11 protein-coding genes and 1 pseudogene are annotated in these 12,340 nt (G+C 41.0%); 5 read left to right on the plus strand and 7 right to left on the minus strand.

Translation table 11 applies throughout. The features are described 5' to 3' along the window. Both WBM49_RS05075 and rpsA read right to left on the minus strand, forming a co-directional pair. Nucleotides 1–90: pseudogene (locus WBM49_RS05075) on the minus strand (bifunctional pyr operon transcriptional regulator/uracil phosphoribosyltransferase PyrR); the annotation flags it as partial. Nucleotides 91–264: 174 nt separating this feature from the next. Continuing rightward, a complete protein-coding gene (gene rpsA / locus WBM49_RS05080; protein WP_424370980.1) occupies nucleotides 265–2,103 on the minus strand; it encodes a 30S ribosomal protein S1 in 1,839 nt (612 codons plus the stop codon). Between the two features lie 257 nt (nucleotides 2,104–2,360). Between rpsA and WBM49_RS05085 the strand changes: the two genes are divergently transcribed. Then, entirely contained in the window at nucleotides 2,361–2,741 is a 381-nt protein-coding gene (locus WBM49_RS05085; protein WP_424370981.1) for a LysM peptidoglycan-binding domain-containing protein, read from the plus strand. A 36-nt stretch (nucleotides 2,742–2,777) separates the two neighbouring features. On the opposite strand, the gene cmk is transcribed toward WBM49_RS05085, so the two are convergent. Then, nucleotides 2,778–3,470 (minus strand): (d)CMP kinase, encoded by a 693-nt coding sequence (gene cmk, locus WBM49_RS05090; protein ID WP_424370982.1) that lies wholly within the window; start codon nucleotides 3,468–3,470, stop codon nucleotides 2,778–2,780. Between the two features lie 81 nt (nucleotides 3,471–3,551). Continuing rightward, nucleotides 3,552–6,002, minus strand: coding sequence for an endopeptidase La (lon, locus tag WBM49_RS05095; RefSeq protein WP_424370990.1), 2,451 nt, complete (start codon nucleotides 6,000–6,002; stop codon nucleotides 3,552–3,554). Between the two features lie 217 nt (nucleotides 6,003–6,219). Here lon and WBM49_RS05100 point away from each other — a divergent pair, with 217 nt between their 5' ends. Genes WBM49_RS05100 through WBM49_RS05115 form a run of 4 tightly spaced genes read left to right on the plus strand, consistent with a single transcriptional unit; the run spans nucleotide 6,220 to nucleotide 9,138 of the window. Beyond that, nucleotides 6,220–6,777 (plus strand): RNA polymerase sigma factor, encoded by a 558-nt coding sequence (locus WBM49_RS05100; RefSeq protein ID WP_424370983.1) that lies wholly within the window; start codon nucleotides 6,220–6,222, stop codon nucleotides 6,775–6,777. Beyond that, nucleotides 6,774–7,325 carry a hypothetical protein gene (locus WBM49_RS05105; RefSeq protein ID WP_424370984.1) on the plus strand — a complete coding sequence of 184 codons (552 nt, stop codon included), beginning with the start codon at nucleotides 6,774–6,776 and terminating at the stop codon, nucleotides 7,323–7,325. Before WBM49_RS05100 ends, WBM49_RS05105 begins: the two co-directional genes overlap by 4 nt. Beyond that, nucleotides 7,306–8,391: a hypothetical protein gene (locus WBM49_RS05110; RefSeq protein ID WP_424370985.1), complete on the plus strand. Its 1,086-nt coding sequence runs from the start codon at nucleotides 7,306–7,308 to the stop codon at nucleotides 8,389–8,391. The genes WBM49_RS05105 and WBM49_RS05110 overlap by 20 nt, the downstream gene beginning before the upstream one ends. Before the next feature lie 18 nt (nucleotides 8,392–8,409). After that, nucleotides 8,410–9,138 (plus strand): head GIN domain-containing protein, encoded by a 729-nt coding sequence (locus WBM49_RS05115; protein ID WP_424370986.1) that lies wholly within the window; start codon nucleotides 8,410–8,412, stop codon nucleotides 9,136–9,138. 34 nt (nucleotides 9,139–9,172) lie between these two features. Here the strand turns inward: WBM49_RS05115 and WBM49_RS05120 are convergent, their stop codons facing one another. The 3 genes from WBM49_RS05120 to WBM49_RS05130 form a co-directional block, all read right to left on the minus strand. Further along, the gene (locus tag WBM49_RS05120; RefSeq protein WP_424370987.1) at nucleotides 9,173–10,492 is read right to left on the minus strand and encodes an MFS transporter; all 1,320 of its coding nucleotides are present in this window, start codon (nucleotides 10,490–10,492) and stop codon (nucleotides 9,173–9,175) included. A gap of 75 nt (nucleotides 10,493–10,567) precedes the next feature. After that, a complete protein-coding gene (locus WBM49_RS05125; RefSeq protein WP_424370988.1) occupies nucleotides 10,568–11,380 on the minus strand; it encodes a M48 family metallopeptidase in 813 nt (270 codons plus the stop codon). Nucleotides 11,381–11,413: 33 nt separating this feature from the next. Beyond that, on the minus strand, nucleotides 11,414–12,340 hold a 927-nt coding region (locus WBM49_RS05130), incomplete at its 5' end, for a TIM-barrel domain-containing protein (RefSeq protein ID WP_424370989.1).

A 12,340-nucleotide genomic window follows, 5' to 3' on the forward strand; every position in this document is an offset into this window, starting at 1 on the left:
GAAATTCAGATGGTTTTCTAAAAGTTGGCAAGCCAGGCGATGTAAAATTATATGGATTTCTTTAGAGGAAAGAAGTACTTTTTGACTCATGGTTTGCGCTACCAACATATTTGACATCAAAAATAGCGATTTCTATTCAATAAAAAGGAACCCTGCAAAATATCATCCCGCAGCACGAAGGGATATATCTCAAAAAGGTTAAAAAAAAAGCCCTGACACTGCGGTCAGGGCTTTACTTTATAGTTACTTGGACAATGTAAAAGCTTACTTCTTTTTGCTACCGGCTTCCATTTTGTCTTTCAACGCTTGTAATTGCTCATTGGCGTCTCCCAGTGTTGGTTTAGACTCCTCTGCTGAGGTAGCCGCCTTTTTCTTGGCCGCCTTTACATTGCGCTGTTCTTCTTCCTTGAAAATTGAGGTATGACTGGCCACAACCCTTTTGAATTCTTTGTTGAACTCAATGATCTTGAAAAGGGCCTCTTCTCCTTTAGCCAATTTCTTACCATCCTCTTTCTCCATATGTCGCTGAGGAACAAAGGCTGTAATATCCTTATTGAAGTCTATGACCGCTCCTTTATCAACGATCTCCGTAATGGAAGCTGTGTGCTCAGTACCCAAGGCAAATTCCTTTTCGTATTTATCCCATGGATTATCTGTTGTTTGCTTGTGGCCTAAACTTAACTTACGCCCTTCCACATCCAATTCTAACACCTCAACTTCGAGGGTGTCGCCAACGGCTACAAACTCAGATGGATGTTTTATTTTTTTGGTCCAGGACAAATCAGAAATGTAGATCAACCCATCAATTCCTTCTTCCAGTTCTACAAAAACTCCGAAGTTGGTGAAATTCCTTACAATTCCTTTGTGTTTGGAGCCTACAGGATACTTAGACGTAATGTCTGTCCAAGGATCTGGCGTAAGTTGTTTGATCCCTAAAGACATTTTTCTGTCTTCGCGATCTAACGTAAGAACCACAGCTTCCAACTCATCTCCAACCTTCACAAAATCTTGTGCAGATCTTAAGTGAGTAGACCAAGACATTTCCGAAACGTGAATAAGTCCTTCAACTCCTTCAGCTACTTCCAGGAACGCACCGTAATCTGCGATTACCACTACTTTACCTTTTACCTTATCACCTACTTTGAACTCATCACCTAGGGCTTCCCATGGATGTTTCTCTAATTGTTTAAGTCCTAGTTGGATCCTGGATTTATTATCATCAAAATCAAGGATAACCACATTGAGTTTTTGATCTAGTTCTACCACCTCATTTGGATGGTTGATCCTACTCCATGAAAGATCTGTGATATGTATCAATCCGTCAACACCACCGAGGTCAATAAAGACACCATATGAAGTAATGTTTTTTACAACACCTTCTAGTACCTGTCCTTTTTCTAACTGGCTGATGATCTCTTTTTTCTGTTCTTCAATATCCGCTTCAATAAGCGCTTTGTGAGAAACTACTACGTTCTTAAATTCATGATTGATCTTCACCACTTTAAATTCCATAGTTTTCCCAACATACTGATCGTAATCGCGGATAGGCTTAACATCTATCTGAGATCCCGGTAGGAAAGCTTCTATACCAAATATGTCAACGATCATTCCTCCTTTGGTTCTGCATTTAACAAAACCAGTGACTACTTCCTCTTTATCATGAGCAGCATTCACTCTGTCCCATGCCTGGATGGTACGGGCTTTTCTGTGAGACAGAACCAATTGTCCGCTTTTGTCTTCACGGATATCAATCAACACTTCTACCTTATCCCCTACTTTAAGTCCGGGATTGTAGCGAAATTCATTCAGGGAAATAACCCCTTCAGATTTAGCATTGATGTCAATAATAGCTTCGCGATCAGTAATATGAGTTACAGTTCCTGTAACTACTTCCTCATCTGCCGTATCTACGAAATTTTCGGCTACTAATTTTTCGAATTCCTCTAATTTGGATTCGTCTACACGCTCAATTCCTTCTTCATACTTATCCCAATCAAAATTCTGCAAGAACTCTTTCGGATCTTGTTTGGGCGTCTCTACTTTTTGTTCCTGAGCTACCTCAGCTACCTGAGTATCTTCTGTTGTTGTTTTCTCTTCAGCCATTTGCTGATATTATTTTGTATTCCATAAACCTTTAAGAGCGAGGCAACATCTATGGAAGTTGTTTTTATTTTTTTCGTGCCCTTTTCGCTCTTAAATACTTGCCAAAAAGGTGTGCAAAAGTACAATTAATATCTTGTTTTACCAACCTAAATAACTGGTGGTGATCAAAATATTAACAATTTGAGGCAGGACCTCCATACTCTTTGTAGATTTTGTATCTTTAAAGACGCAATTATAAACCTTTTAAATCAACATAAATGAGTACGAAAGACAAATACCAGGGTGTGTTATCACTGGGCGAAAAATTAGGTATCAAAGACGGCAACGTTCATGAAGAGAATGGTATCTTAAAGATCAAGGGAGAAGCAAAAACACCTTATGAAAAAAATCTATTGTGGGATAAAATTAAAGAAATTGGAGGGGAAAATGCTTCTGATATCAAAGCCAACATAACAGTGGCTGATGACAGTGTCTTTCATAGACATATTGTGCAAAAAGGTGAATCGCTTAGTAAAATCGCCAAACACTATTATGGAGATCCAATGAAATACAAACAAATATTTTCTGCCAATACAGATATTCTAAAGAACCCGGATATGATCCATCCCGATCAGGTACTGGTGATCCCGAAAATCTAAAAGATAAAATTTATAGGCGCTGTTAAGCGCCTTTTTTTATGCGGTATTAATACGATCCTCTACCAAAGCCAAAGTCCTTTTAAACTGTTCTTCAGGACTTAGGGTGCTGTTGTCCAAGACAATGGCATCATCGGCTTTTTTGAGTGGTGAGAACTCCCGGTTCGTATCCAGAAAATCTCTTTGCTGTACATTTTCCAGCACCTCTTCAAAACTAATATCTGCACCTCTGTCAATCAATTCCTTGTATCGCCTGGTGGCCCTTATCTCTGGATTTGCGGTCATAAATATTTTTAATTCGGCATTGGGGAAAACCACTGTCCCTATATCACGACCATCCATTACAAGTCCCTTTTTTTTACCCATTTCCTTCTGAAGCAATACCAGTTTTTGGCGCACTTCCCTTATTTCAGAAATCTGACTTACATAACGGGAGACCTCCAGCGTTCGAATTTCCTTTTCAACATTCGTATTGTTGAGATACATTTCCGAGAATCCCTTGGAAGCATTGTGTTTAAACTCCAGATGGATCAAGGGGAGTTCCCGGATCAGAAATTCTGGCTTGGCTATGTTTGGCCCTATATATCCTTTTTGAAGAGCATACAGGGTGATGGCCCTGTACATGGCTCCGGTATCTACATAAACGTAACCAAGTGTTTTAGCTAATTGCTTGGCCATCGTGCTCTTTCCGGTGGAAGAGTGACCATCAATTGCAATGGTTATTTTTCTCATGCTCTAAAATTACGGAGAATAGTAGTATTCCCAGGGTCTCCTTCGTGCTATTTCCGTGTAGGGATACTTTTTATGACTATCTCACAGCTTTTTCGCATTTCTCACTTTTTGATCGGTTACGGCAAGTTCAATGACCTCGCTCATATCCGTTACATAGTGAAAAGTAAGGCCTTTTAAATATTCCTCCTTGATCTCCAGTATATCCTTCCTGTTGTCCTCACATAAAATAATGTCCTTTATGCGAGCTCGTTTTGCCGCGAGGATCTTCTCTTTGATCCCTCCAACCGGCAATACCTTACCACGCAGTGTGATCTCCCCCGTCATGGCTGTACTCTTCTTAACTTTCTTCTGAGTAAAGAGCGAAACCAAGGAAGTGAGCATGGTAATACCCGCACTGGGGCCATCTTTTGGAGTAGCCCCTTCCGGGACATGGATATGCACGTTATAACTATTGAACACTTCGGGGTCTATCCCAAAAAGGTCAGCGTTCGACTTAATATATTCCATGGCAATGGTTGCCGATTCTTTCATAACCTTACCAAGGTTCCCGGTAATATTGAGCTGTCCTTTGCCTTTAGACAAGATAGACTCTATAAACAAAATATCACCACCCACACTTGTCCATGCGAGGCCGGTTACAACTCCGGCTACATCATTATTCTCATATTTATCTCTTTCCAAACGTGGCGGTCCCAAGACCTTTTCTATGATCTCATTACTCACTTTTATTTCATAATCCTCTTCAATGGCTATAGATTTGGCCGCATACCGTACCATTTTGGCTATCTGCTTTTCCAAACCTCGCACTCCGGACTCTCTCGTGTAGCCTTCCACAATCTTTTCCAACTGCCTTTTACCAATCTTCAGGTCCTTTGAGCTTAGCCCGTGTTCTTTTAGTTGCTTTGGAAGCAAATGCCTTTTAGCGATTTCAACTTTTTCCTCAATGGTATAGCCGGTAACATTAATAATCTCCATTCTATCTAGCAAAGCCGGTTGAATAGAGGAAAGATTATTGGCGGTTGCTATAAACATCACCTTAGAGAGATCGTATCCCATTTCAAGAAAATTATCATGGAATTCGTTGTTCTGTTCAGGATCTAGCACCTCCAGCATGGCCGAAGAAGGGTCACCCTGATAACTGCTAGACAGCTTGTCTATCTCATCTAAAATAAAAACTGGATTAGAGGTTCCTGCTTTTTTTACACTTTGTATGATCCTTCCCGGCATGGCCCCGATATAGGTTTTCCGGTGTCCGCGTATCTCCGCCTCATCCCGCAATCCGCCTAGTGAAATCCTTACATACTGCCTGCCTAATGCCTCTGCGACCGACTTTCCCAAGGAGGTCTTACCAACCCCGGGAGGCCCGTAGAGACATAGAATTGGCGACTTCATATCGTTCCTGAGTTTTAAAACAGCCAGGTATTCAATGATACGCTGTTTCACATCTTCCAGCCCATAATGATCTCTATCCAGGATCTTCTGCGCCCTTTTCAGATCAAACTTATCTTTGGAATACTCCCCCCATGGCAACTCCAGATACAGGTCTAAATAGTTACGCTGAATACTGAACTCTGCCACCTGCGGATTCATGCGTTGCATTTTGGCTAATTCCTTTTCGAAATGTTCCCGGATCTTATCATTCCATTTCTTTTTCTTGGCCTTGAGCTGCATTTCCTCGATCTCTTCGTCATAAGAAGCCCCGCCCAATTCTTCCTGAATGGTCTTCATTTGCTGGTGCAAGAAATACTCCCGTTGCTGCTGATCCAGGTCGGAACGCACTTTAGACTGTATATCTTTTTGGAGGGCCAGTTTCTGAAGCTCTACATTCATATGCTTCAGTGTGGCCAGGGCCCTGTCCTTTAAATTCCCTATTTCGAGCAAGGCTTGTTTCTCACTGACACTTAAATTTAGGTTAGACGAAACAAAATTGATCAGGAAAGAATTGCTTTTGATGTTCTTTATAGCGAAAGAAGCTTCACTGGGAATGTTAGGATTATCTCGAATGATCTGCAGGGCTATTTCTTTTATGGAATCGATGATGGCCAGGAATTCCTCTCCCTTTTGGTCTACCTCTTCGTCCTGTAATTCTCTTATGGTAGCCGTCATATAGGGATCTTCCGTCAACACTTCCGCAATTTCAAAACGTTTTTTACCCTGGATAATGACCGTTGTATTCCCATCTGGCATTTGCAATACCCGAAGGATCCTGGCCACTGTTCCCATGGTATTAATGTCCTTTACTCCCGGATCTTCGGTTTCCTCATCCTTTTGCGAAACTACTCCTATAGTTTTGGAACCCTTATTTGCGTATTTGATCAGGTTGATCGACTTATCCCTTCCGGCTGTGATAGGGATCACAACGCCCGGAAATAATACCGTATTTCGCAAGGGTAATATAGGAAGAGTTTCTGGCAGCACTTCCTTCCTCATTTCCTCTTCATCTTCCGGGGTCAGTAGGGGTATAAGTTCAGATTCTTCGTTAATATCCTGTAACGACATATTGTCAAATCGTATAATTTTTGTGTCTCCCATAGATCTTTTATCCGTCATTCTGTCATTTAAAGACAGTGGTGTGTGTTTTTCTAAATCAGTATTTACCTTATACAAACCCATAAAAGCCCTTTTTTAATGGCTTAGCAAGGATTTGTTGTGTCCATAAAAAACAATTCTTGTGCCAAGCCCAATATTTTTCATCAGAAACTGTAACAATCGCTAAATTGAGCTATCTATATAACAAATCGAATACTTTTTGAGCCAAGTAGGAGAACATACAGAAACCTTGTTACAATTGTGTTTGGAAGGGAACCAAAAAGCACAATTGGAGATCTATAACAGATACTATAAGGCTATGTATAATACGGCGGTTAGGATCGTAAAGAACACAGCGGAGGCAGAAGATGTGATGCAGGAAGCTTTTTTAAACGCCTTTACCAAATTGCACACTTTTAAAGGAGAAGTTGCTTTTGGAGCCTGGTTAAAAAGAATTGTGATCAATAAAAGTCTGTACCATTACAAAAATCAACAAAAGAAGAATGAGGTTGCACTTAATGATACTCTTTACAAGGTCGGAGATAATGATGTACCGGAAGCTGGTCATGATGAAACAGAACAATTGGCTCAAAGAGTTTTGGAAACCATGAAAACGCTCAAGGATAACTACAGAATTTCTCTGACCTTACATTTGATTGAGGGATACGATTACGAGGAAATTTGCGACCTAATGAATATCAGTTATGCCAATTGCAGAACAACTATATCAAGAGCTAAAGAAAGTTTACGAAAAAAATTAATGCCTGTACAATCATGAAGGATCATCAATTAAACGAGCTGTTTGAAAAGGCCAGACCGCACTTTGACCACAAAGAACCCTTGCCGGGTCATCAGGCGAGATTTCTAGAGAAGTTGAATGATGCAGGGACAGAACCAAGCAAAGGTGTTTCCTGGTGGAAACCCCTATCCATAGCCGCCTCCATAGTATTGGTGGTTGCACTTAGTATAGGGCAGGGGCTGTTGAAAACAACTGAACAAGAACGCATAGCCGAAATCTCACCGGAAATCTCTAATTCACAGTTCTATTTCGCCAATATCATTGAACAGCAGGTGAAACAATTGGAGCAAGAGAACTCTCCTGAGACAAAAAAAATTATAGAGGACGCCCTGGAGCAGTTGGCCCTTCTGGAATCGGATTATAAGAAATTAGAAAATGACCTTTTGAAAGGCGGGGATGATAAGTTCATATTACAGGCCATGATCCAGAATTTTCAAACACGTATAGATCTAATGCAGGATGTATTAGCACAAATAGAAATTATTAAAACCCTTAAAAATCAGCAAAATGAAAACAATATTACTTAAATACACGGTACTTCTCTTATGCACATTACCGTTGGTGTTAAGTGCCCATGTAGATCCTTTAAAAGGGAAATACACCAAAGAAAAAACCATAAAGAAAGAATATACGGTCAATGCAGATGCTCTTCTAAAGGTATCAAACAGTTATGGCAACGTAAGTCTCTCTTCCTGGAATGAAGATCGGATTGTGATAGAGGTAGTTATTAAGACCAATGGAAACAACGAAGAGAAAGTGCAGAAAAAATTAGATGAAATTAGCGTACAATTTGATGCAAGTGCCTCTATGGTCTCAGCTAAAACAGAGTTCAACAATAATAAAGGCTGGAACTGGAACTGGGGCAGTAGCAACGTTAATATGCAGATCGATTACACTATTAAACTTCCTGTAAAAAACAGCGTTCATCTTAACAATGACTATGGAAATATAACCCTGGACAGAATAGATGGTTATGCCAAAATAAGTTGTGACTATGGCCGTCTGCAGATAGGCGAACTGCACGGAAGAAACAATGATCTCAGTTTCGATTATACTTCCAAGTCTTATATTGGGTATATCAATAGTGGTAAGATCATGGCAGATTATTCCGGATTTACCATAGAAAAAGCGGGAGATCTTGTGATCAATGCAGACTATACCAATGCTACTATAGAAGAAATGGGAAATCTGCAATACAGCAGTAATTACGGAAACATGGAGGTAGGAGACGTGAAGAATGTGGAAGGAAACGGAGACTATATCAATGTAGTGCTGGGTACTGTATACGGAAACGTAGATATCAGTGCAGATTACGGAGGTATCAAAATAGATAAGATGGATCAGGATGCCGGAAATATAAACCTACGCACAGATTATACCGGTATTAAAATTGGCTACAGCAGTGATTATTATTTTGATTTTGAGCTTACCACCGAATACTCGGGCGTAAGTGGAAAAGACGATTTCGACATAGCCATCAGCAAAGAGAAATCTAGTTCTCGCTATTACAAAGGTTTTTACGGAAAGCAAAATAGTGGCAATCGTATAGACATTACCAGCGATTATGGAAGTATATCATTCACTAAAAAATAAACACTAAATTTAACTACAATGAAAAAATTATTTACACTTATTTTGGTCTTATGTATGTCTTCTATGGGCTTTGCCCAATGGGGGAAAAAGATCAAAGGAAACGGAAAGGTAGTAACTATTGAAAGATCAACTTCGGATTATGAGGCCATTGCCGTCTCGGGCTGGTTCGATGTTGAACTTGTTGAAGGTGCCGAGGGTAATATTACTCTCAAAGGCGAGGAAAACCTGTTAGAATATATAATTACGGAAGTTAAAGACGGAAAACTGGTGATAAAACCAGAAAAAGGAGTGAACCTGCAACCTTCTTCATGGAAAAATGGATCTATTTATGTGACCATTCCCGTCCGAGAAATTAATGCAGTATCCATGTCGGGTTCAGGCGATCTGGTAGGGAAAACGGTTCTAAAAGCGTCCGATTTTACGACCAGTATGTCTGGCTCAGGAGATCTCAGTTTAGAACTTGATGTGCAGGACCTGGAGGTCAATGTTTCCGGATCTGGAGATATGGACCTCAGCGGCAGGGCAGAAAACCTTGAGGTACAAATATCCGGTTCGGGCGATGTTCATGCCTATGGACTGGTCTCAGATAATGTCAGTGCCCAGGTATCCGGCTCTGCGAATATTGAAGTTACCGCCAATGAATCTTTAAAGGCTAGGGTCTCAGGATCTGGTGATATTTCCTATCGCGGAAACCCAACGAAAATAGACAGTAAGACCTCCGGATCTGGCGATATTTCAAAAGGATGAGGAGATTTTACCAGCAAATTAATTAAAGAAGCCTCTAACCAGGGGCTTTTTTATTGATCCTGAGTAAGAGAATGGCTCCTAGGATAAAGAACAATCCAAGAAAGATAGTGGCATTGCGCATACTTCCGGTAAACTGGGCTACCATACCATACAAGAACGTACCAATTACGATGCCTATCTTCTCCGCTACATCATAGAAACTGAAGAAAGATGCCGTATCCTTGGTTTCTGGTAAGAACTTGGAATAGGTAGAACGCGACAGGGCCTGTATGCCGCCCATTACCACACCTACACAACCTGCCGCAATATAAAACTCTGTAGGAGTCGTCACAAAATAAGCATACACACAGATAAACACCCAAAGAATATTCACAAAAACCAGTGTTTTTATGTTGCCAAAGGTACTTGACGCCCTGGCAGTTAGTGTGGCCCCTATGATTGCCACTAATTGAATGACAAGAATACTGACAATTAAACCTGTAGTTCGTTCCCCATCAGATCCCCATTTTATTTCTTCCTCCCCAAAATACGCAGCGATTAGCATTACGGTTTGTACCGCCATACTATACACAAAAAAGGCACCCAGGTATCTTTTTAGCCTAATCTCATCACCCAGCTGATGCCAGACCCCTTTGAGTTCCTTAAACCCGTTGAGGATCACATGATGCCGTTCACCAACACGCTTGTTGCCTTTTGGGAGGTGGTAAAAGGTATACTGACTAAACAAGATCCACCAGACACCAACAGAAGCAAAGGAATATCGCATGGCAATAAGTTCGGCGCCTTCACCTGTAATACCAAAAATCTCCGGCCTCATGACCATGGCCAGATTGATCAACAGGAGAATAACACTTCCTATATAGCCCATAGAAAAACCCTTGGCACTTATACGGTCTTGCTGCTCAGGAAAGGCAATATCTGGTAAATACGAATTATTAATCGCGAAACTCACCCAAAATCCCACCAGGCCAAAGAAATAACAAATCAGACCCAACTCTATGTTTTCCAAGGAGAACCAATACAGGCCAATACAGGAAATTCCGCCCAGGTAGCAGAAGAATTGCATAAACGCCTTTTTGTTGCCGATGTAATCCGCAACACCGGAAACCAAAGGGGTGATCAGGGCGATAAAAACAAAGGCGATGGAAGTAGTGTAACTAATTAAGGGGGCTCTGGCGATCTCCCCTCCAAAAATGCTGATCTTTTCTATATCGGCAATACGGAACAAGGCCCCGTAATAGATGGGAAATATGGCAGAAGCTATGACAAGACTATAAACAGAATTGGCCCAATCATAAAATGCCCAGGCATTGAGCAGTTTTTTACTTCCTTTTAAAAGGATAGTCCCGGCCATATCTTTGGTTTACCAGGGTCCATTAGTAGTGCACCCAGCTATGATTAAAATAACCTATACTGTCTCTTTACCTTCCTATTGGAAAGAAGTCACTCCATACTTTCTGGCCTCTTCTTTAGCCAATGGTGCCCAACTTGTTAGGTTGGCAATTCTTGTATCATTGGAAGGATGTGTACTGAGGAATTCTGGAGGAGCCTGGTTGCCCGAATTGGCTTTCATACGTTTCCATAACTCTGCAGCCTCATCAGGATTATAACCGGCTATGGCCATGATCTGAAGCCCTATTCTGTCTGCCTCTGTCTCATGACTGCGGCTAAATGGAAGCATAACTCCCACGGCAGATCCAATACCATAGGCCTGATTAAAAATATTCCTTTTCTCTGGATCATTTATTGCAATGTTTCCTGCAACGGCAACTCCCTGTTGTACCATGCCAGCACTCATCCTTTGTGCACCGTGATCTGCCAATGCATGTGCCACCTCGTGCCCCATAACCACTGCGATCCCTGTTTCATCCTGACAAATAGGAAGTATTCCGGTATAGAAAACAATTTTTCCTCCCGGCATGCACCAGGCATTGACGGTTTCGTCTTGTACTAAATTGTATTCCCACTGATAGTCTTTAAGATATCCCGGATATCCGTTTGAATTGAGCCATCGCTCTGCCGCTGTGGCAATCCGTTGCCCTACCGACGAAATCATCTTAGCTTCACTAGAACTCTCAACTACTTTATTTTCTTTTAAAAATTCATCGTACTGTGCAAAAGCAGTAGGAAATATGGAGGTATTTGGATAGAAATTAAGAGTGCTCTTCCCGGTAAAAGGATTGGTCTTGCATCCTATAACAAACAGAAGCACTACCAGTGTTAAAAATATGTTCTTGTTCATCGTTGTTTACTTTTTGTTGAAATTACAAAAAAATCACTTCCCTAAAATTTGAAGGGTCGTGAATTCTTTGGTAACATGGATGGTGTTAGCGCCATTCATTTTCACATCCTTCAGGTCTATGGCTTCATTATCTAATTCTATCGATTTTATCTTAAACGGAAGTCCCATGAGATTTAATTTAAAGGTCTCATAGGTGGTCACAAAATTACCATCCTTAAATTGTTGAAGTATCAGTTCCTTTTCCTTACCTGTTAGTTTAAAATTACGCAAACTGTATTCCCCTTTCGTATAATCATACCCATCCTGGGCGTCTTCATAAACGTTGGAATTCTCAGTACCCAATTTATAATAAACATCTAACTGAAGTTCTGTAATGGTCAATTCTCCAACATATTGTTGTACCGGGTATTTTGGAATAATGGCTCCTTCCTTTATAAAAATGGGGATCTTATCGATATCCGCGTCTACCCATTTTTCAGTGCCTCCTTCTACGGTTTCGTTCGTCCAGTAGTCAAACCATTTTCCTCTTGGAATATACATGCGTCTTCCTTTGGCATTTGGCTCCTGGATGGGACATACCAGGATCTGTTCCCCGAAAATAAATTCATCTGTGCGGAAATGGGTCTGATGATCTTCCTGATCAAAGTATACCAATGGTTGAATCATCGGGATGCTTTCCTTAAAATACTTGTAAAATGCTGTGTAGAGATATGGCAACAGCTGATAGCGCAGTTCAATAAACTTACGAACGATCTTGGTTACCTCCGAATCAAAGGACCAGGGTTCCTGATCGCCGTGATCTCCGCTGCTATGTACCCTGCAGAAAGGATGAAAAATACCTAATTGTATCCATCGCGCGAAAAGTTCTCCATTGGGCTGTTCTGCAAATCCGCCAATATCTGTGCCTACAAAAGACATCCCGCTTAAACACATGCGTTGCACCTGTACATTGGCAATCCA

Origin of the sequence: Muriicola sp. (assembly GCF_049669965.1) — a bacterium.
Taxonomy (GTDB): Bacteria; Bacteroidota; Bacteroidia; order Flavobacteriales; family Flavobacteriaceae; genus Muriicola.

Coding starts and splice junctions, on each gene's coding strand:
- cmk (WP_424370982.1), bottom strand. CDS start 3,470: ATGAGAAAAATAACCATTGCAATTGATGGTCACTCTTCCACCGGAAAG.
- WBM49_RS05105 (WP_424370984.1), top strand. CDS start 6,774: ATGAAGGATCATCAATTAAACGAGCTGTTTGAAAAGGCCAGACCGCAC.
- WBM49_RS05125 (WP_424370988.1), bottom strand. CDS start 11,380: ATGAACAAGAACATATTTTTAACACTGGTAGTGCTTCTGTTTGTTATA.
- WBM49_RS05115 (WP_424370986.1), top strand. CDS start 8,410: ATGAAAAAATTATTTACACTTATTTTGGTCTTATGTATGTCTTCTATG.
- WBM49_RS05120 (WP_424370987.1), bottom strand. CDS start 10,492: ATGGCCGGGACTATCCTTTTAAAAGGAAGTAAAAAACTGCTCAATGCC.
- lon (WP_424370990.1), bottom strand. CDS start 6,002: ATGGGAGACACAAAAATTATACGATTTGACAATATGTCGTTACAGGAT.
- WBM49_RS05085 (WP_424370981.1), top strand. CDS start 2,361: ATGAGTACGAAAGACAAATACCAGGGTGTGTTATCACTGGGCGAAAAA.
- rpsA (WP_424370980.1), bottom strand. CDS start 2,103: ATGGCTGAAGAGAAAACAACAACAGAAGATACTCAGGTAGCTGAGGTA.
- WBM49_RS05110 (WP_424370985.1), top strand. CDS start 7,306: ATGAAAACAATATTACTTAAATACACGGTACTTCTCTTATGCACATTA.